Origin of the sequence: Pseudomonas sp. UBA3149 (genome assembly GCF_002364655.1) — a bacterium.
In the GTDB taxonomy this organism is placed as follows: Bacteria; Pseudomonadota; Gammaproteobacteria; order Pseudomonadales; family Pseudomonadaceae; genus Chryseomonas; species Chryseomonas luteola.
In genome coordinates this window covers 297,084-317,551 of sequence record NZ_DEYV01000012.1, presented here as the reverse complement: position 1 = coordinate 317,551, position 20,468 = coordinate 297,084, and the positions used below count along the sequence as shown (strand labels likewise).

At 59.6% G+C, this 20,468-nt stretch carries 15 protein-coding genes; 9 read left to right on the top strand and 6 right to left on the bottom strand.

All coding sequences use genetic code 11. The features are described 5' to 3' along the window. Window positions 1-134 precede the first annotated feature (134 nt). Genes iolB through B3729_RS10820 form a run of 3 tightly spaced genes read right to left on the bottom strand, consistent with a single transcriptional unit; the run spans window position 135 to window position 3,864 of the window. Entirely contained in the window at window positions 135-944 is an 810-nt protein-coding gene (gene iolB, locus B3729_RS10830; RefSeq protein WP_286787872.1) for a 5-deoxy-glucuronate isomerase, read from the bottom strand. 11 nt (window positions 945-955) lie between these two features. After that, window positions 956-1,867 (bottom strand): myo-inosose-2 dehydratase, encoded by a 912-nt coding sequence (gene iolE / locus B3729_RS10825; RefSeq protein ID WP_239382569.1) that lies wholly within the window; start codon window positions 1,865-1,867, stop codon window positions 956-958. A gap of 53 nt (window positions 1,868-1,920) precedes the next feature. Continuing rightward, window positions 1,921-3,864, bottom strand: a complete 1,944-nt coding sequence (locus tag B3729_RS10820; RefSeq protein WP_286787871.1) for a bifunctional 5-dehydro-2-deoxygluconokinase/5-dehydro-2-deoxyphosphogluconate aldolase — start codon at window positions 3,862-3,864, stop codon at window positions 1,921-1,923. Window positions 3,865-4,182: 318 nt separating this feature from the next. On the opposite strand from B3729_RS10820, the gene B3729_RS10815 reads away from it, so the two are divergent. Further along, window positions 4,183-5,328: a DUF1624 domain-containing protein gene (locus tag B3729_RS10815; RefSeq protein ID WP_286787870.1), complete on the top strand. Its 1,146-nt coding sequence runs from the start codon at window positions 4,183-4,185 to the stop codon at window positions 5,326-5,328. Window positions 5,329-5,386: 58 nt separating this feature from the next. On the opposite strand, the gene B3729_RS10810 is transcribed toward B3729_RS10815, so the two are convergent. Further along, window positions 5,387-5,902, bottom strand: a complete 516-nt coding sequence (locus tag B3729_RS10810) for a dihydrofolate reductase (RefSeq protein WP_010795645.1) — start codon at window positions 5,900-5,902, stop codon at window positions 5,387-5,389. A gap of 106 nt (window positions 5,903-6,008) precedes the next feature. Between B3729_RS10810 and B3729_RS10805 the strand changes: the two genes are divergently transcribed. Both B3729_RS10805 and B3729_RS10800 read left to right on the top strand, forming a co-directional pair. Continuing rightward, window positions 6,009-7,406 (top strand): DUF2868 domain-containing protein, encoded by a 1,398-nt coding sequence (locus tag B3729_RS10805; RefSeq protein ID WP_286787869.1) that lies wholly within the window; start codon window positions 6,009-6,011, stop codon window positions 7,404-7,406. Between the two features lie 72 nt (window positions 7,407-7,478). Further along, the gene (locus B3729_RS10800; RefSeq protein ID WP_286787868.1) at window positions 7,479-8,858 is read left to right on the top strand and encodes a DUF3482 domain-containing protein; all 1,380 of its coding nucleotides are present in this window, start codon (window positions 7,479-7,481) and stop codon (window positions 8,856-8,858) included. A gap of 3 nt (window positions 8,859-8,861) precedes the next feature. On the opposite strand, the gene B3729_RS10795 is transcribed toward B3729_RS10800, so the two are convergent. Beyond that, window positions 8,862-9,815 carry a LysR family transcriptional regulator gene (locus B3729_RS10795; RefSeq protein ID WP_010795648.1) on the bottom strand — a complete coding sequence of 318 codons (954 nt, stop codon included), beginning with the start codon at window positions 9,813-9,815 and terminating at the stop codon, window positions 8,862-8,864. A 163-nt stretch (window positions 9,816-9,978) separates the two neighbouring features. Here B3729_RS10795 and B3729_RS10790 point away from each other — a divergent pair, with 163 nt between their 5' ends. Together B3729_RS10790 and B3729_RS10785 are read left to right on the top strand one after the other, a co-directional pair. Further along, window positions 9,979-10,131 carry a hypothetical protein gene (locus B3729_RS10790; protein ID WP_159435093.1) on the top strand — a complete coding sequence of 51 codons (153 nt, stop codon included), beginning with the start codon at window positions 9,979-9,981 and terminating at the stop codon, window positions 10,129-10,131. Window positions 10,132-10,195: 64 nt separating this feature from the next. After that, entirely contained in the window at window positions 10,196-12,400 is a 2,205-nt protein-coding gene (locus tag B3729_RS10785) for an FUSC family protein (protein WP_286787867.1), read from the top strand. Window positions 12,401-12,464: 64 nt separating this feature from the next. Here B3729_RS10785 and B3729_RS10780 read toward each other — a convergent pair whose 3' ends face one another. Then, window positions 12,465-13,259 (bottom strand): thymidylate synthase, encoded by a 795-nt coding sequence (locus tag B3729_RS10780; protein ID WP_010795651.1) that lies wholly within the window; start codon window positions 13,257-13,259, stop codon window positions 12,465-12,467. Between the two features lie 386 nt (window positions 13,260-13,645). On the opposite strand from B3729_RS10780, the gene tkt reads away from it, so the two are divergent. The 4 genes from tkt to B3729_RS10760 all read left to right on the top strand — a co-directional run bounded on the left by tkt (window position 13,646) and on the right by B3729_RS10760 (window position 20,467). Beyond that, the gene (gene tkt / locus B3729_RS10775; protein ID WP_286787866.1) at window positions 13,646-15,739 is read left to right on the top strand and encodes a transketolase; all 2,094 of its coding nucleotides are present in this window, start codon (window positions 13,646-13,648) and stop codon (window positions 15,737-15,739) included. Beyond that, the gene (locus B3729_RS10770; protein WP_286787865.1) at window positions 15,739-18,561 is read left to right on the top strand and encodes a bifunctional transaldolase/phosoglucose isomerase; all 2,823 of its coding nucleotides are present in this window, start codon (window positions 15,739-15,741) and stop codon (window positions 18,559-18,561) included. Before tkt ends, B3729_RS10770 begins: the two co-directional genes overlap by 1 nt. Window positions 18,562-18,586: 25 nt before the next feature. Further along, complete coding sequence (gene gnd, locus B3729_RS10765) at window positions 18,587-19,564, top strand: phosphogluconate dehydrogenase (NAD(+)-dependent, decarboxylating) (protein WP_010795654.1); 978 nt, start codon at window positions 18,587-18,589, stop codon at window positions 19,562-19,564. A 90-nt stretch (window positions 19,565-19,654) separates the two neighbouring features. Next, window positions 19,655-20,467, top strand: coding sequence for an HAD family hydrolase (locus B3729_RS10760; protein ID WP_286787864.1), 813 nt, complete (start codon window positions 19,655-19,657; stop codon window positions 20,465-20,467). Window position 20,468: the final 1 nt, after the last annotated feature.

The following is a 20,468-nucleotide window of genomic DNA, read 5'->3' as shown; positions in this document are numbered from 1 at the left end:
TGGTTCTTGTTCTTGGGTTTCCAGAAGTCAGCTACTACGAAGTTGCTTCTGATCGTGTATTCGGCTCGTGCACTCCTTGAAGCGCGTTGTCGTGGCTCCCGCCAACCATGGCGGGAGTTCGGTGTTGAAGCGGATCAGCCCTGAAGCAGCCACTCATGGGCCGGGTCGTTATGAAATTTCCAGACACGCTTAGGCCCGGCCATCACGTTGAGGTAATAGGAGGTGTATCCCCAGGGTACGGAAACCGGGTGGTAGCCCTTGGGAACGAGTACCACATCGTTGTTTTCCACGGTCATGGCCTGATCGATGCTGCGGTCGTCGGTATAGACACGCTGGAAGGCAAAGCCCTGGGGCGGATTCAGACGGTGGTAGTAGGACTCCTCCAGAAAGCTCTGTGCCGGCAGGTCATCCGTGTCGTGCTTGTGGGGCGGATAGCTGGAGGAATGACCAGACGGCGTGATCACCTCTACGACCAGCAGCGAATGCGCCTCGGCCGTGTCCGGCAGGATGTCGCAGACGTAACGGGTGTTGGCGTCCTTGCCTCGGGTTGAACGCTTCATGGTCGCCGGCTCGATCAGCCGGGGCGGCAACGTTTCTTCTGGATTGCCCGGCGCCAGACATACAGCAATTTCCGCATCACCGTGGGCTACCACCAGGGCTTCGGTAGCGGGCGGCAGATAAGCTGCATAGGGTGACTTGTCCTCGAACACGCTTTGGCGATCGCCAATGTGTTCCCAGGCAAGCGCACCCTTCTGCGGATGGTTCGCCTTGATGGTCGCCTTGCCGGTCAGCAGTACGATGCACACTTCCCTGTCCTGTCCGTTCACAGGCAGCTCATCGCCATCCTTGAGCTTGTGAGCCGAAAAGCCCACGTATTCGAGTGCATTGTCGGGTACCTGGACCAGCGTGCGGCGTTCAGCGGAGCCTTTGACGAGCAAATCCATACAACCTCCTCTTAATAAAGGGTGAGTCGAGCGTTGGCGCGGGATACCAGTGCGCGCAGCGTTTCATACCCTTTCTGGGCGTAGAGATAACTGGGCGCCACGGCCGGATCCTGTTCGGCCTCCACTACCAGCCAGCCGCGGTAATTGGCGGCATACAAAGTGTCGAGCAGTGGCGCAAAATCGATATCGCCATCGCCGGGCACCGTAAAGGTGCCGTTGACGATGCAATCCGGGAAACTCCATTGGTTGTTACGGGCCAGCTGCACGACACTCTTGCGAACGTCCTTGAAGTGCACATGGCAAACGCGGTCGATATGTTTCTTCAATACGGCCAGCGGATCGCCACCGCCCATGTAACAGTGACCAGCATCGAACAGGAGCCCGACCTCCTCGCCAGTCACCTCCATCAGCCGATCAATGTCCTCGGGGGACTCCACATAGGCACCCATATGGTGGTGGTAGGCCAGACGCACCCCTTGGGACTGGGTGAAGCGTGCCAGAGCCGTCAGCTTGTCGCCGTAAACCTTCCACTGCTCGTCTGTATAAAAGCGTGGACGCTCAACCAGAGGGACCCGCTTGCTCTGAATGGAACCGGCCACTTCGCCATATACCAGGACCTTGGCGTTATTTTCGGCCAACAGGCGGCAATGCTCGGCAATGCCCTTGATTTCATCTTCTGCGCTGCGATGCGCCATGAGGCTTGAGTACCAGCCGGACACCAGCTCCAGCCCGTACTCGCCCAGCACGTCACGCACGCCTTCAGGTGTCTTGGGAAACTTGCCGTTGAGCTCAAACCCCTGGTAACCGATCTCCTTGCCCTCGCGCAGCGCTGTGCTCAGCGGGGTTTCGCCGCCCAGCGAAGGAAGGTCATCATTGCTCCAGGAGATCGGATTGATCCCGATCTTGACCGGTGAATTCGTCATGGTTGCCACACCTAATCTTGTTGTTGTCTGGTAGTGCGAAAAGTCGAGACGTATCAGCCCAGGCGGCGAGCCTCACGCCAGGACTTGATCAGGAACTCGAAAGTCGATTGCACCCGGCTGATCAACGCTTCGTCATCGATCTCACCAGCGAGCCAGGCGCGGCTCGGCTCCTGAAAGATCGTCCGGCCAACGGCAAACCCGCGACAGGTCTTGCTGGTACTGGCATGACGGAACCCTTCAGCCAGCTCTTCGGCCGGTGCATTGAGCCCCAACAGCACAACCCCATGGCAATACGGATCGCGCTCGGTGATAAGTTCATCCAACTTTTCCCACACCGCCTCAGGCTGGGACTCGATCTTCCACCAGTTGGGGTAGATTCCGATGTTGTAGAGCCGCTTGATGGCGCGGTAGAGCACATCCGGCTGATCGGAGGTATGGTTCTTCGGCGGAATCACCTCCAGCAGCAGCTCATGCCCGCTGACCTGAGCCGCTTCGTATAACCCCTTGAGCTGAGCTTCCTGCTCAAGGCGAAGCTCAGGCTCATCGTCCGGGTGAAACTGCACCAGACACTTGATGATCTGCTCCTGAGGCCACTTGATGAGATTGCTGCCAATGGAACGGCCATGCTCGAACGCCAGGGGACGCGAGCCCTGCAATTCCACCGGGCGGGCAATCCACCAGCCACGCCCCGTTGCCGTATTGAGGGCATCCTGGCCGAAACGCTCATCGGCCAGCAAACCAACATCGCCCTGCACGCCGTTCTCCCTCAGATCCGCCTCCACCCGCTCGATGGCACGGATGAACAGCTGCTTCAGCTCGGGAATGGCCTTGAGGTCGCGCCCGGCCTGCTGCGCCAGCTCCACCAGCTGACCGCGGTGATCGAAGGCAAAGATGTACAGCGGTTGCCATGTCTTGCGCGGCACGCTTACCTGGTGCAGGCGGTTGAGCGCAGGGTCCAGATCCGGTCGGGTAATCGGTATCGGGCTGTTGAAGAAATAATCGAGCTCCGCCAGGGTAGGCATGGCCGGTGCACAGGCATGACGGGAGACGACCAGACCACCACAGGCATTGGCCAGCTGGCAGCAGCGCTCATCATCACCGCCGGTAAGCCACCCGCGCAGGAAACCGGACATGAACGCGTCACCTGCGCCCAGCACGTTGAGCACTTCCACACGGATGCCCTGGTAAATGCTACCGTCTTCCAGGCGCTCGGGAATCTCGCCATGAATCACGGTGCAGCCCAGCGCGCCCAGCTTGACCACCAGTGTCGCCTCGCTGACTTCACGCACCTTGCGAAGGGCAGTCAGCAGATCATCCGAGCCGCCGGCAATCATGAACTCTTCTTCAGTTCCGACGACCAGATCGAAACGCGGCAGGATACGCTGAACGTGGGCGCTTACCTGTGCATTGGCAATAAAACGGGTCTCACCATCCGCCTTACCGGTGAGACCCCAAAGTACCGGACGATAGTCAATGTCCAGTACACGCTTGACGTTGTGCTTCTCGGCATAGTCCAGCGCACGGCTGCTCGCCTTGTAGACGCCCTCGGTGGAGAAGTGCGTACCGGTGATGAGCAAGGCCTTGCTTGAAGCGATGAAGGATTCGTCGATGTCTTCCTCGCGCAGCGCCATGTCGGCGCAGTTTTCGCGATAGAACACCAGAGGAAAGGTTTCACGGTCCTTGATTCCCAGCAGGACCATGGCGGTGAGCCGCTCAGGATCGACCTTGATGGCCCGGGTATCACAGCCTTCCTTGTTCAGAGATTCCACCAGGAAGCGGCCCATATGGTCATCGCCGACGCGGGTCAGCATGGCGGACTTCAACCCCAACCGGGCGGTGCCAAAGGCGATGTTGGCGGACGAGCCGCCCAGGTACTTGGCAAAACTGCTCACATCTTCGAGCCGTGCCCCGATCTGCTGTGCATACAGATCGACGCCGAGGCGCCCAAGACAGATGACATCCAGCTGACGTCCATTGGCAAAGGTTGTGTCGCCCATGGTGGCTCCTATTTATTTTTATCGGCCTGCGGTCTTTCGCACCGGGGTGCTGAACGAGTTGAAATCAGCCTAAAACGTCTTCACGCATTAATCAAACATTTTTTCCATGTTTTATATTTTGGAATTTTATTTCCACAAGCGAAGCGAAAAAGTCCTTTTGGCTTGAAGGTAGAAAAATCAGGATCTTGAGCGTTATTCAGATAATCACAGGGTCAGCCAAACCGTAACCAAATGTGGCAGAACCAGGGATATACCATTGAAATAAGATAACATTACAGATCGCACTATCTGCTGATGTGTCTCATGGAACGACCTTAAATGACCTCAACGTCCCACCGCCTCAAAAGCATCGATGCCCTGCGCGGGCTCGTGATTGTATTCATGCTGCTCGATCATGTTCGCGAAACGTTCTTCCTGCATCGGCAGGTCATCGACCCCATGGATGTCGCCTCGACCTCACCTGACCTGTTCTTCAGCCGGATTGCCAGTCACCTGTGCGCACCGGTCTTCGTCTTCCTGACAGGCCTGGGTGCCTTTCTTTATGGCGCAAAGCACAATGACCGGGCTGCGGTTTCCAGCTTCCTGTTCAAGCGCGGGCTATTTTTGGTCATTCTGGAATTCACGCTGGTCAGCCTGGCCTGGACGTTCCAGTTCCCACCCAAGGTGATCTATCTGCAAGTGATCTGGGCCATTGGCCTGAGCATGATCATGCTGTCGGCACTGGTCTGGCTGCCCCGCGCAGCGCTGATCGCCATCGGCCTCGTGCTGGTAGCCGGGCACAATCTGTTGGACGGGGTGCATTTTCCGGCAGGCTCGCCCTTCCATGTCCCATGGGCGATATTGCATGACCGCGGCTGGATCGAATTGGGCGAAAGCCTGCGGCTGCGGACGTCCTATCCGCTTCTACCCTGGATTGGCGTGATTGCACTGGGCTATGCCGTAGGCCCATGGTTTACCCAGCTGAACCCGTCCGAGCGCCAGAAGCGTCTGTTAGGCTGGGGGATTGGCGCCCTGTTGCTCTTCCTGGTATTGCGGATGATCAATGGCTATGGTCAGGCGCAGCAGTGGGTCACCGGAGAAACACCCCTGCTGACGGTGATGAGCTTTCTGAACATCACCAAGTACCCACCCTCCCTGCTGTTCCTCTCACTCACACTGGGCCTGGGCCTGTTATTACTCGTGCTGTTCGAGCGCAAGCCGAAAAGCCGTCTGCTGTACTGGTTTACCGTGTTTGGCGCAGCACCGATGTTTTTCTACATCCTGCACCTGTACGTGTTGGGCGTACTGTACCGGATTGCCGTTGCCCTGTTCGGCCTCAATCAGGGAACGTACTTTGGCTTCGATCATGTATGGGCCTTGTGGATCAGCGCCATCGTGCTGGCCTTTGCGCTCTACTGGCCGGTTCGCTGGTTTGCCCACCTCAAGGCACGCCGCCGCGATATCACCTGGTTGAAGTATTTCTAGAACGAAACGGGGCGCCTGATAGGCGCCCCGTTTAACAGGTAATCAACATGAGCAGCGCCTAGCGCTTGCGTTCCCATACTTCCAGCGCATATGCCGGACGGCCATCCTCGGACGGGTGCTCGTCACGCGATACCCGCTGCCACTGCTGCTCGTCCCATTCGGGGAAATACACATCCCCTTCCGGCTCCAGCGCCACACGGGTGAGGTAGAAGCGATCCGCATCAGGCAGCGCCTCGATGAAGAGCTGCGCCCCGCCGATCAGCATAACCTCACTGGCGCCCTGCTCCCGGGCCCAGGACTCGGCTCGCGTCACCGCATCATCCAGCGATGTAAAGGTTTCGGCACCTTCGAGCGTCAGATCGGTCTGACGGCTGACGACCAGATTCAAACGCCCTGGCAATGGACGACCCAGCGAGTCCCAGGTCTTTCGACCCATGATCACCGGCTTGCCCAAGGTCACGGCCTTGAAGTATTTGAGTTCTGCCGGCAAGTGCCAGGGCAGACGATTTTCGTGGCCGATCACGCCATTGTCGGCGACCGCCACGATCAAGCTGAGAGGAAGTGTCTTGTTCATAGCCGCGCAGCATAGCAGAGCGCAACCGCCTTGCCAGTGGCTTGCCAGTTAACACGCTGGATGCCGACCCGTTATCCTCCGCGCATCCCCAGGACGAGTTTGACGAGTGACCGAACCCACTACTGCCCCTTCCGATTCCACCCTTGATGCACTCTGGCTGACCGAAGCCGTCCGCCTGACCGAGGAAGAAGCCGGTCCGCTGGAAGACAGCGAGGCCAACCGCCGCGCGCGCGCCGCCGGCGGCAGCTTCGTGCAGCGCCTGAACCTGCGCGCCCATCTGTTAGGCCAGCGTGACGGCCTCATCGAAGCCCGTCGCCACTGGCGTCAGGGTGCCACCCTCGCCTTCTGGCTGCTCGCCTTTCTGGCCGTATTGTCCGGTGCCGGCCTCGGTTTTGGCGCTCTGGGCGATGGCGTGCGCCCGGTCAATGTCTTCTGGGCCTTGGGCAGTCTGTTGGGCCTGCACCTGTTGACCCTGCTGTTATGGCTGATCGGCTTTTTCGGCGGTGGACGCAGCGCCAGTGTGTTGGGCCGCCTCTGGCTGTGGCTGGCCGGCAAGCTGGCCCGGGATGCTCGCGCAGCCCAGCTCGGCCCGGCACTGCTTATTCTCCTCGGCCGTCAACGGCTGGTGCGCTGGGGGCTGGGCACACTGGTGCATGGGCTCTGGCTGCTGGCCTTGAGTGCAGCGCTGGGCATCCTGCTTGCCCTGCTGGCGACCCGCAGTTACAGCTTTATCTGGGAAACCACCATTCTGAGCAGCGATACCTTTGTCACCATGACTCACGCGCTGGGTGCGCTGCCTGCATTGCTGGGTTTTCCCATGCCGGATATCGAGACCATTCGTGCCAGTGGCAACGCGGCACAGGGGCTTGAGGCGGCACGTCATGCCTGGGCCGGTTGGCTGGTAGGCGTGCTGATTGTCTATGGTCTCATTCCCCGCGCGCTTCTCTTTGCCCTCTGCCTCTGGCAATGGCAACGCCGCCGCCAGCAACTGACGCTGGATATCGAGCAGCCCGGCTATGTGCTGCTACGTGAAAAGCTGATGCCTACCACCGAGCGTCTGGGCGTCAATGACGCTGCGCCTGAGCAGCTGCCGGAGCCGTCTGCCGGTAACTTGGAAATTGCCGGTGAAAGTGCTGTGCTGGTCGCGATTGAGCTGGACGACACACAGGCCTGGCCACCCGCGCTGCCGGACACCGTGCGCAACGCCGGTGTGCTGGACGACGGACAGCAGCGTCGCCGCCTGCTGGAGCAACTCACCCGTTATCCGCCCGTACGCCTGGTGATTGCCTGCGATCCCCGTCGTTCACCGGACCGAGGCACCCTGTCCTTGATCGGCGAACTAGCCCGCTGCGCAGGTACTACCCGCGTCTGGCTGCTACCTGCGCCTGCAGGCGCCCAACTGGATGCCGACCGCCTCGATGACTGGCGCCAGGGGCTGGATCGAATGGCACTTCCCCACGGAGAACGGTCTCCGTTGGAATGGTTGGAGACTGGACATGAATAAGTGGCGTTTGAGCGCGGTTGGAGTAAGCAAGGCGATGCTCAACAACGCCTGCTGCGCCTCAGGAGAACGTTCATGACCCAACCGCTCGTTCTGGCTGTTGTGGGCCATACCAATGTTGGCAAGACGTCCCTGCTGCGAACACTGACCCGCGACATCGGATTTGGCGAGGTTTCCCATCGCGCCAGTACCACGCGTCATGTAGAGGGTGTCCGGCTTTCCGTGGACGGCGAAGCCCTGATCGAACTCTACGATACGCCGGGTCTGGAAGATGCCATCGCTCTGCGGGATTACCTTGATCAGCTCGAACGCCCCGGCGAGCGCTTGGATGGCCCCGCTCGCGTGGAGCGTTTCCTCGATACCGCCGAGGCCCGCAACCGCTTCGAGCAGGAGGCCAAGGTACTGCGCCAGCTGCGGAGCTCGGATGCCGGGCTTTATGTCGTCGATGCCCGCGAGCCGGTACTTGCCAAATACAAGGATGAACTGGCCGTGTTGGCCGGGTGCGGCAAGCCGCTGCTGCCCGTCCTGAACTTTGTGGCAGCCGAGCAGCATCGCGAGGAAGAATGGCGCACTGCACTGGCACGCCTCGGACTGCATGCCCTGGTGCGCTTCGACAGTGTTGCTCCGCCTGAGGACGGCGAGCGCCGCCTGTATGAAAGCCTGGCCTTACTCATCGAGCCGGCGCGTTCACGCCTGGAGCGCCTGATTGCCGATCACGAAGCCCAGGCAGTGGCACGTCAGCACAGCGCGGCACAGCTCATCGCCGAACTGCTGATCGATGCCGCCGCCTGCCGCTATGTAGTGCCGCCAGAGGACGATGCGGTAAAGGCCGCGACTCAACGCCTGCGGGACGATCTGCGTAAGCGTGAGCAGCGCTGCGTGGAGGACTTACTCAAGCTGTACGGCTTTCGCTCGGGCGATGCACGCGCCGCTGACCTTCCATTACTGGATGGCCGCTGGGGCGATGATTTATTCAATCCCGAAACCCTGCGCATTCTAGGTATCCGTCTGACCGGGGGTGTTGCTGCAGGTGCTGCGGCAGGTGCCGGTATCGACCTATTGGCGGGTGGCTTGATGCTGGGTGCTGCAACAGCGTTGGGCGCCCTGGCAGGCGGGCTGCTGCAAACCGGTGGTCATTATGGTCAGCGCCTGCTCGGCAAGCTACGCGGCCAGCGGGAGCTGACCGTGGACGATGCCGTGCTGCGCCTGCTCGCCCTACGCCAGCGTCAACTGGTCAAGGCACTCGATGCCCGCGGTCACGCAGCCATGAAGGCTATCGAAGTGGAAACACCTGAGGATCAGCGCTGGCGTGAGGGCAAGCTTCCTGCCGCCCTGAATCACGCCCGTGCCCATCCGGAGTGGTCTTCGCTCAACGCTTCCCACAAGTTACGAGACGCCAACCGCCGTGAGCAGATCGAAGACCTGGCCGAGCAATTGGCGCAGCAGCCTGACTAATCATCAGGCGCTGACCGGGCCTTCTTCATACAGCCGCTTCACAGCCTGCTCGTCGGCCTTTAGAAGCCCCGGCAAGGTATCGCGCAGGAAGTCCACCAGCGTCCGGATCTTTGCATCCAGGTACTGGCGAGACGGATACAACGCATAAACGTTAAGCGGGTACAGGCTGTGGTGTGGCAGGACCTGCTGTAGCGTCCCGTCCTTGAGCCCCTTGACGGCGGCATAGATCGGCAGCGCCCCGATGCCCATGCCAGAAGCGATGGCTTCCATCAGGGCATCCGCCGTATTGACCTGGAACAGGGTCTGATCAATCGTGACCAGCTCTTCGCCCTTGGGCCCCTGGAACAGCCATTTATCGAGCGACATAGCCTTGTTCACCAAGCGCAGACAACGGTGTTGACGCAAGGCAGCCGTCGTCTGGGGGGTGCCGTATTTTTCCAGGTAAGCTGGCGATGCGCACAGAATGCTGTGGGTACTGCCCAGTCGCTTGGAAAAGTAGCCTGAATCCTTGAGCTGGGAGGCCAGGATTACAGAGACGTCGTAGCCGTCCTCCAGGATATCGGTAAACGTATTGGTCAGCCGCAGGTCGAAGTTCACCTCAGGGTATTGCTCGCAGTAGCGGGCAATCGTCTTGATCAGGTAATGCTGGCCCAAGCCGGTCATGGTATGAACCTTGAGCTTGCCCACCGGATGCGCATGGGCATGGCTGGCTTCGGCTTCCGCCTCCTGAATGTAGGCGAAGATCTGTTGGCAACGCTGCAGGTAACGTTCCCCCGCCTCGGTCAGCGCGATCCGACGGGTAGTGCGGTGAAGTAAACGGGTTTGAAGGTGTGTTTCCAGATTGGTGACCGCCTTGGAAACGTAGGCGGTGGTAAGCTCAAGGCGTTGGGCCGCCGCAGTAAAGCTGCCGGCTTCCACAACACACATGAAAGCACGCATGTTAAAGAGATTGTCCATCGTACTCCTCTCAGAGCGGCAAATTCTGGCACAACTCCCTACCCTTTGATTACTCGCTTTACAGTTAATAATCCTTCACGATTTTCCTGCTTATTCCCGCCACCCTGCTCTACATAGAATAGATAGCGCTCGTCTGAGCTAGTGACTGTTTGAGTAGGCCACCGTGCTGCAACTGTTTCGGAAAACGCTTCCGCTTCCCGCTCCGCCTTATCTGATCGTAACGCCCCTGTCAGCCCGTCTGTTCAGGCCGCTGTCTCGTCTGTTCAAGAAGATCTTGCCGCCGCTTCACGGTCAGTGCGCTATCGCCCTGCGCTGACTGCAACGCTGTTCTTCACCCTGACCGATTCACTCCGTGCGCCCTTTGAGCGTCGAGGTTACCGTTGCGCGCTATTTCTCTTGCCAGTCGATTACCGAGCCGCTCGGCCTGGCACCGTGCCCTGCTGGAATGGGCCCGTACCGATGGCATTACCTGGGCCTTCATTTTCAAGGCGCTGCTGACAGCACTGATTGCACTCTGGCTGGCCTACCGGTTGCAGCTGCCCCAACCCAGTACGGTACTGGTCACCGTCTTTATCGTCATGCAGCCCCAAAGCGGACAGGTGCTGGCCAAGAGTTTCTATCGCATCATCGGAACGCTGGTCGGCCTGAGCGTGATGGTGTTGTTCATTGCCCTCTTCGCCCAGGAGCGGGTCCTGCTGCTTGGCTCGCTGGCCATGTGGGTAGGCCTGTGTACGGCGGGCGCTGCACGTTATCGCGACTTTCGCGGTTATGCCTTTCTACTGGCCGGGTACACCGCCAGCCTGATCGGCTTGCCAGCCACGAGCCATCCGGAAAATGCCTTTATGCAGGCCCTGTGGCGTGTACTGGAGATTGGCCTGGGCATCTGCTGCACCGGTGCAGTCAGCGCTATCGTCCTGCCGCAGACGACCCGCACCGTGCTGCGCAATACCCTCTCCCTGCGCTTTCGTGATTTTGCCCGCATGGCCCATGAGGGCTTGAGCGGCGCATTGACGCGTGAGCAGTTCGAAACCCTGGCGGCACGCTTTGCGGCCGAGTCCGTAGGCTTTGAAAGCCTGCGCAGCGCCAGTGCGTTCGAAGACCCACACCTGCGTCAGCGCAGCGGACGGCTGGCTAATCTGGGTAGCCAGTTCATGCAGCTCAACACCCGCTTCCATGCCTTGAATCAATTGCTGACCCGGATGCGCCAGCGCCCGCTCCTGTTGGACGCCTTCTCGCCCTGCCTTTCGGAGATCACCACATTGCTTGCACCGTTCGGTGAGCGGCTGACTACCGAGACCGACGCGGCCCGTCTGGCAGAAAAGCTCGCGCTGCACCGTGAGCCGCTGATGCAGTCTATTCGCGAGGGCCGAACGCAGCTTCAGGATCAACAGATTGGGGACAGCGACCTGCTGGACTTCAACACGGCCGCCGAACTGCTCTACCGCTTTGCCGAAGACCTCTACAGCTACTGCCTGGCCTATGCCACCCTGAACGGTCCCAAGCCACCCAAGACGCCGCCCCCGGAAAGCTTCACCCCCGTGGCCAACCGCATGGCAGCGGCCATTTCCGGTATACGCAGCGCCCTGGTGGTTCTCGTGCTGGGGCTGTTCTGGATCGAAACGTCCTGGCCCAGCGGTGATACCTGTGCGCTGGCAGCCGTCCTGATCTCGGCGCTTTCGTCGACTTCTCCTAACCCCCGCCGTTACTGCCTGCAACTGGCCGTCGGGACATTGGCCGGTTCATTGGCTGGCTTTTTTCTGGTGTTCTGGGTACTGCCTCAACTGGATGGCTTCCCCCTGTTGTTCTACGCGCTGTCGCCCGTGTTTGCCGTCGGCGCGTTTTTTATCACCCGTCCCCAGTGGGCGGGCTATGGCACAGGGCTGATGGTGTGGTTCTGCTCGGCCGCCTTGCCGGCCAACGTCACGCTGTATGATGCCAATGCCTTCTTCAATCAGTACCTGTCCTATCTGCTCGCCGCTTTTATTGCTGCGGTCGCCGCTGCGGTGCTCATGCCGCCTAATCGCCCATGGCTATGGGGACGTCTCGAGCAGGATTTACGCATGCGAGTCGTCTATGCCATCAGCGGCAAGCTCAAGGGATTGGCATCAGGCTTCGATAGCAGTACCCGCGACCTGCTCAACCAGGCCTATGTGCTTTCCACCGGCCATACCGCCGTGCAACGCCAACTTCTGCGCTGGATGTTTCTGTCATTGGAAATTGGTCATGCCATCATCGAGTTGCGCTACGAACAGGAAAACCTGCCCCTGCACCCCTGCTATCAGGAATCGCGTCCCTGGCGACAGGCTATCCGCATCATGGGACGCGCCCTGATCCGCCTGTTCGTGCAACCCAGCCCCAAGCATATGGAGCGGGCCTTGTCGGCAGTAGATCACGCCATCGAGACGGCACAGGCCGCCCAGATTCATCAGGAGCCCAACTCAGGACAGTTCGAACGCTCGCCGCTGCGCCGCGTGTGCAGTTACCTGCACTTCATCCGAACTTCGCTGCTGGACCCTAACTCGCCATTGAGCAAGCATAACCGCGGCTTCACGCAGACACGTGCAACGCGGCTGGATGAGCTGTAAGTCGAGCAGATGAACAGTTTCAGAACCGGAACGCCCTACCCAGGCAGGGCGTTCCGGTGGCGTATCAAACAGCGACGGGCGCCTTGATGTGGGGATGGGATTCGTAGCCGACCAGCTCGAAGTCATCGAACGTGAACTCGAACAGGTCTTTGACCGCTGGGTTGAGCTTCATGGTAGGCAGGGGCAGCGGCTCGCGGGTCAGTTGCAGGTCCGTCTGCTCCAGATGGTTGGCGTACAGGTGGCTGTCACCGCCCGTCCAGATAAACTCGCCCGGCTCGTAACCCGTGACCTGCGCCACCATCATGGTGAGCAGCGCGTAGCTGGCAATATTGAAAGGCACACCCAGGAAAATGTCCGCCGAGCGCTGGTAGAGCTGGCAGGAGAGCTTGCCATCTGCCACATAGAACTGGAACAGCGCATGGCACGGCGGCAGGGCCATCTCATCCACCAGGGCAGGATTCCAGGCGGAGACGATCAACCGGCGCGAGTCGGGATTCTTCTTGATCATCTCGATAACGTTGGCGATCTGGTCGATATGACGGCCATCCGGCGCGGGCCAGCTCCGCCATTGATAACCGTAGACCGGGCCGAGGTCACCGTTCTCATCGGCCCACTCATCCCAGATGGAAACGCCGTTTTCCTTGAGGTAGGCGATATTGGTCGAGCCTTTGAGAAACCACAGCAGCTCATGAATGATGGAACGCAGGTGCAGCTTCTTGGTGGTGACCATGGGAAAACCATCGGCCAGGTTGAAGCGCATCTGATAGCCGAACACGCTGTAGGTGCCGGTGCCGGTACGGTCGCTTTTGAAGGTGCCGTGCTCACGCACGTGTCGCATCAGGTCTAGGTACTGTTTCATGCTGGGCTCGGTGCGGCGCCCCGAAGGGCGCAGGAGAAAAGTCAGCGCCTATGATAACGAAGCTGGCTGTTTGGATCACGTGCCCGGTCGTCGCGTGTCGGCCTGATACCTTTAAAGACCTTCAACGCACTCTCTCGCAAAATGAGAGGAACAAACGCCCGCCTGAAAGCTCACACCTCCTAGTACTGTTCCGTCGCATGCGAATCAGCTGTCGAGAAGTAGCTTAACGCCAGCCTATCGGCCGGATCGCCAGCCCAGGCCCTGCGCCTGGATAACCCGCATGCCCGGTCAGCCGAGCTGCTGTCCTTGCCTATCGCCTGCACCATGACGAGCCGCGAGACGGCATCCCGGCCATTCGCTTCCACGCTCCAATCGAGGAATCCGCAATGTGCTCTGCCAACACCACTTTTTCCAACGACCCCAACATCGAGCGTGACCAGCTGTGCGTGAACACTATACGCACCCTTTCCATGGACGCCGTGCAGAAGGCCAACTCAGGCCACCCAGGCACGCCCATGGCCCTGGCACCTGTGGCGTATACCTTGTGGAGCAAGTACCTGCGCTACCACCCTGAGCATCCGGACTGGCCCAACCGCGACCGCTTTGTGCTGTCTGTAGGTCATGCGTCAATGCTGTTGTATTCGCTGCTGCATCTGGCCGGTGTGACCGAGATCGACGAGCATGGCCAGCCCTCCGGCAACCCGGCCGTCAGCCTGGATGACATCAAGCAGTTCCGCCAGATGGATTCGAAGACGCCCGGCCACCCTGAATACCGCATGACTACCGGCGTGGAAACCACTACCGGCCCGCTGGGCCAGGGGTGTGCTAACAGCGTTGGCATGGCGATGGCCCAACGCTGGCTCGGACAGCGCTTCAACCGTGACGGCGCTACCCTCTTCGATTACAACGTCTACGTGCTATGTGGCGATGGCGACATGATGGAAGGTGTCAGTGGTGAAGCGGCTTCGGTAGCCGGGCACCTGAAGCTGTCCAACCTGTGCTGGATTTACGACAACAACACCATCAGCATCGAGGGCCACACGGACCTGACATTCAGCGAAGACGTTGGCGCACGTTTCAAGGGTTATGGTTGGAACGTGGTCCATGTCAAGGACGCCAACGACGCCCTGACCTTTGGCCAGGCCATCGAGTTTTTCCAGGCCCATGACGATGCGCCAACCCTGATCATCGTCGACAGCATCATTGGTTATGGTGCACCCAACAAGCACAACACCGCCGCCGCCCATGGCGAACCACTGGGCGCTGATGAAATCCGCCTCGCCAAGAAATCCTATGACTGGTCTGAAGACGCTGACTTCCTGGTGCCGGACGATGCACGAACCTGGCTGCGCGACCAGATGGTTGAGCGCGGGCAAAGCCAATACGAGCAATGGCAGGCAGCGCTGAAAACGCTTGAGCAGCAGGAGCCTACCCTTGTAGACGAGCTCAACCGCATGCGCGCCGGTCAGATGCCTGAAGGCTGGATGGATGCACTTCCAGAGTTCGAAGCCAACGCCAAGGGCGTGGCAACCCGTGAATCCGGTGGCAAGGCACTCAACGCCTTCGCCAGCAAGATCCCGTGGCTGATCGGCGGTTCGGCGGACCTGGCGCCCTCTACCAAGACCAAGCTGACCTTTGACGGCGCTGGAAGCTTCTCAGCGCAGACACCCGCCGGTCGCAACCTCCACTATGGCGTACGTGAACACGCGATGGGCGCTATCGCCAACGGCCTTGCCCTCTGCTACCTGCGCTCCTTTACGGCGACGTTCCTGGTGTTCAGCGACTACATGAAGCCGCCGATTCGCCTGGCCTCGATCATGGAGCTGCCCGTGGTGTTCGTCTTTACTCACGACTCCATCGGTGTTGGCGAAGATGGGCCTACTCACCAGCCCATCGAGCAGCTGGCTCAGCTCCGGGCAACTCCTGGTCTTCTGACCCTGCGTCCCGGTGATGCCAACGAAGCCGTCCAGGCTTGGAAGGTTGCGCTCGAGCAGACCAACCGTCCCTCCTGCATCGTCCTCTCCCGCCAACCCATGCCGACGCTTGACCGCACTCGCTACGCCTCGGCGGAAGGTACGGCCCGTGGTGCGTATGTCTTGGCGGATGCCGAAAACGGCAAGCCAGATGTCATCATCATGGGTACCGGCAGTGAAGTCGGTCTGTGTGTCGAGGCTTATGAGCAGCTCAAAGCAAACGGTATAGCGGCACGTGTCGTCTCCATGCCGTGTTGGGAGCTGTTCGAGCAGCAGGATGAAGCCTATAAAGAAAGCGTGCTGCCTGATGACGTAACCGGTCGGGTTGCCGTCGAGCAGGCTGGCCCGATGGGGTGGGAGCGTTACGTAGGCCGCAAGGGCGCCATGGTCGTCATGAACAGCTTTGGTGCCTCTGCACCAATCGGCAAGCTGCAGGCGAAATACGGCTTTACGGTTGAAAACGTTGTCAAACTGGCCACTGAACAGGCGAACGCCGGGAGGTCATGATGAGCAGCCTCTTGCGAGAGTTGGGTATGGCCGGTCAGGCCGTCTGGCTGGATTTCGTCAGTCGGGAATTTTTGCGCAAGGGTGAGCTGCAGACGCTCATTGAGCGGGATGGCCTGACCGGCGTTACCTCCAACCCATCCATCTTCGAAAAGGCCATGGGACACGGTACGGATTACGATGAATCGCTAGAGCGCTTCCTCAACCGTGCCGATGCCTCACCGGTCGATGTATATGAATATCTGGCGGTCGAAGACATTCAACAGGCCGCCGACATCCTGCGGCCTGTCTATGACCGTTTAAACGGCAAGGACGGCTACGTCAGCCTGGAGGTATCGCCTTATCTGGCCATGGATACCGAGCCCACCCTGATAGAGGCACGTCGACTCTGGAAAGCTGTCGATCGACCGAACCTGATGGTCAAGGTGCCTGGTACCGAAGCGGGCGCAGCAGCCATCCAGCAACTGATTGCCGAAGGGATCAGCGTCAACGTGACACTGCTGTTTTCCCGGGAATCCTATCGCGCTGTTGCCGAGGCCTACATGGCTGGGCTGGAGACGCGTATTCAGGCTGGAGAAGACATCAGCCGCATAGCCAGTGTTGCCAGCTTTTTCATCAGCCGGATCGATTCGGAAATCGAGAAAAAGATCGATGAACAGCTGAAAGCCGGGAATGACGACGCAACGCTCAAGTCCCTCAAGGGTCGGGTTGCCATTGCCAACGCCAAACTGGCCTATGCTGATTATCAGGCCATGATAGCCAGCGAACGTTGGCAAGCCCTGGCCGCCAAGGGCGCTCAACCTCAGCGACTGCTATGGGCCTCTACCGGCACCAAGAATCCCGACCATCCCGATACACTGTACGTCGATGAGCTGATCGGACCGGACACCGTTAATACCATGCCGCCCAAGACCATGGATGCCTTTCGTGATCATGGCACGGTGAAGGAAACCCTCACTACAGGGTTGGATGAAGCCCGCGCCACACTCGAAGCCACCGAGCGGTTCGGGCTGGATCTGCCGGGCATAACGACAGACTTGGTAAAGGCAGGCGCCAAACTTTTCTCCGATGCAGCTGACGATCTGCTCGGTGCTGTGGGTGCCAAGCGCGTCAAACTGCTGGCCGGTAAACTCAACCAGGCTAAGTTCAGCCTGCCAGAAGACCTGTCCCAAGCCGTCGAGCAGCAGCTTGAGCAGGCCCGCCGCGAAGGCTGGTCACGTCGGCTATGGCACATGGATGCTTCCCTCTGGACCGGTCAGGACGAAGCGAAATGGGGCGGCTGGTTGAAAGCTGCTACTGAGCCGCATATCAACACCTCCGCTCTGGTCATACTGGAACAATCGCTCAAAGCCGAAGGCTATACCACCGCCGTTCTACTGGGCATGGGTGGCTCCAGCCTTGGGCCGGAAGTGCTGGCGAAAACCTTGGGCAACACACCTGAAGGCCTGCGCCTGCTGGTGTTGGACTCTACCGATCCGGCTCAAATTGCCGCCGTGGAGCAGTCCATTGATTATGCCTGCACGGTCTTTCTGGTATCGAGCAAGTCCGGCTCGACCCTGGAACCTGAAATTCTCAACGCTTACTTTTTCGACGCTGCCTGCAAAGCGCTCGGTGAGGATCAGGCCAGCCATCATTTCATCGCCATTACCGATCCCGGCTCCAAGCTCGAGGTCAGCGCCAAGGCGCAGGGCTATCGCACCCTCTTCTATGGAGACCCGACCATCGGCGGGCGTTACTCGGTGCTCTCGGCCTTTGGGCTCGTACCGCTGAGCCTGCTTGGACACGATGTAGACAGCCTGTTCGAGATTACGCGCCCCATGGTGCTGGCATGCGATCCCAGTGCACCGCCTGCAATCAATCCGGGCGTTTATCTGGGTGTGGTCATGGGTGAAGCCGTCAAGGCCGGGCGGGACAAGCTGACCCTGTTCGCCTCGCCCCAGATCGCCAGTATCGGTGCCTGGCTTGAACAACTGCTGGCGGAGTCCACAGGCAAACAAGGCAAAGGCATCATTCCGATCGACCTGGAGCCCCCGGCTGACCCCTCCCATTACAGCAATGATCGTTTATTCGTCTATCTGCGTGCAGATAATGACGGCAGCGAACTGGATGCCCAAGTCGAGGCATTGGAAAAAGCCGGCCAGCCCGTAATCCGCATAAGCCTGATGCGGCCTGACCTTATCGGTCAGGAATTTTTCCGCTGGGAAGTGGCTACAGCCATTGCGGGCGCCGTGATAGGCATCAATCCTTTCGATCAGCCTGACGTCGAGGCCAGCAAGGTCAAAACGCGTGCGCTAACCGATGAGTACGAAAAAACCGGACAGCTTTCCAGCGGAAATCCCTTCTTTACCGATGGCGAGCTGGCGTTCTACAGCGACTCCCCCCTGAGCGGCGACTCGGCCAAGCAGGTACTTCGGGAGCATTTTGCTCGCCTCAATCCGGGCGATTACGCTGCCGTGCTTGCCTATATCGAGCGTAACGACGCCCACGAAATCCTGATGACGCGGCTGCGGACCCTGTTACGGGATCGTTACCGTGTCGCCACCGTTGGCGGCTTCGGCCCCCGTTTTCTACACTCCACAGGCCAAGCCTACAAAGGAGGGCCAAATAGCGGGGTTTTCCTGCAGATTACCGCCGAACCCCAGCAGGATCTGGCCATTCCCGGACGCAAGGTAAGCTTCGGCATCGTCGAAGCCGCTCAGGCACAAGGGGACCTTTCCGTGCTCGCCGAGCGAGGTCGTCGACATTTACGTATTCACATTCAGCACGGCAATAGCGAAGCAGGGCTGCAACGTATCGTACAATTAGTCGAGGCGGCTATCGCCTGACGTAAAAGCTCGTGGAGGCAACAACATGCAACTTGGCATTATCGGACTGGGCCGGATGGGCGGAAACATTGCCCGCAGGCTGATGAAAAACGGGCACGAGGTCTTCGCATACGACCGCAGCGCCGACTCCATCGAGACGCTGGCCAAAGAAGGCGCCAAAGCAACAACCGGTCTTGAGGACATGATCCAGCAGATGGCTAAGCCACGCGCGCTGTGGGTCATGCTTCCGGCGGGTGACCCGACCGAACAGACCATCAACACCCTGGGCCAGATGCTGGAGCCGGGCGACACCATCATTGATGGTGGCAATACTTACTACAAGGATGACCTGCGCCGCGCCAAGGCGCTGGCCGAGAAAGGTATCCACTACCTGGACGTAGGCACCTCTGGAGGCGTCTGGGGCCTTGAGCGCGGCTACTGCATGATGATTGGCGGCGACAAGGAAACCGTGGACCGCCTGGACCCCATCTTCGACACCCTGGCCCCTGGCTACGGCGACATCGAGCGCACCCGTGGCCGCAACGCCCCGGACGAGCGTGCCGAACGTGGCTATATCCATGCAGGCCCGGCTGGTTCCGGTCACTTTGTGAAGATGATTCACAACGGTATCGAATACGGCATGATGCAGGCGTACGCCGAAGGCTTTGACATTCTCAAGATGCGCGGCTCCGAAAATGTACCGGAAGAAGAACGCCTGCAATTGGATTTGGCAGACATCGCCGAGGTATGGCGCCGTGGCAGTGTCGTTTCCTCCTGGCTTCTGGACCTGACCGCTCAGGCACTGGCTCAGGACGTGGAACTGGAGAAATTCAGCGGATTCGTGTCCGACAGTGGTGAAGGTCGCTGGACCATTGAGGCCGCTATTGAGGAAGCCGTACCTGCCCCGGTACTGACGTCCGCACTGTATGCCCGTTTCCGCTCACGCCAGAAGGCGACCTATGGCGACAAGCTCCTGTCGGCCATGCGCTTCGGCTTTGGTGGGCACGTAGAAATCCCGCAGTAACGCTTTCCGAGCAGGCTTGGAGGTAGCGCATCGAGGCGCACCTCCAGGCAGCCTGTCGCTCTTTTCTACTATGGCTCGACAGGAACGATAATGACGAACCACCCGTATCAACTCATGCTGTCGGATGTCGATGGCACCCTTTTGCGTACCGACAAGCAATTAAACCAAGCCACGATCGAGGCCGTACAGCGCCTGCGTGAGGCTGGAATCAACTTTACGCTGGTCAGCAGTCGCCCGCCACGGGCCATGCATTGGCTGATCGAAGCGCTTGATCTTACCCTCCCCGTCGGCGCCTTCAACGGCGGCACCCTGCTCAAGCCGGATGGCACGCTCCTGCAGGCACACCGTATACCCCGGAATGCCGTGGACAGCGTGTTTGAGCAGCTTGAGGACGAAGACCTGGATATCTGGCTCTTCGCCGATAATGAATGGATCATTGCCAATCCAGACAACCCCTACATCGGCCATGAGAAAAGAGCCCTGGGCTATGATCCGCTGATCGTCGACCGCTTTGACGACTACCTTGACCGGGTCGACAAGCTGGTAGCTGTCAGTAAGAACCATGATCGCCTCGCCAGCCTGCAACCCGAGCTGGATCAGAAGCTGGGGCAGTATGCCCATACCGTACGTTCCCAACCCTATTATCTGGATATTACAGCCGCCCAGGCCAGTAAAGGCCATGCGCTAGTGGCACTGGCGGAGCATCTGAGCATTCCACTCACGCGTACCGTCGCCATTGGAGACGGTGAAAACGATATTTCAATGTTCAAGAAAGCCGGGCTCTCCATTGCCATGGGACAAGCCGAGGAAGACGTCAAGGCTCACGCCATGCAGATCACCGCCGAAACCGACAGGAACGGTCTGGCCGAGGCCATACACCGATTCATTCTGGCAACAGGCTGAT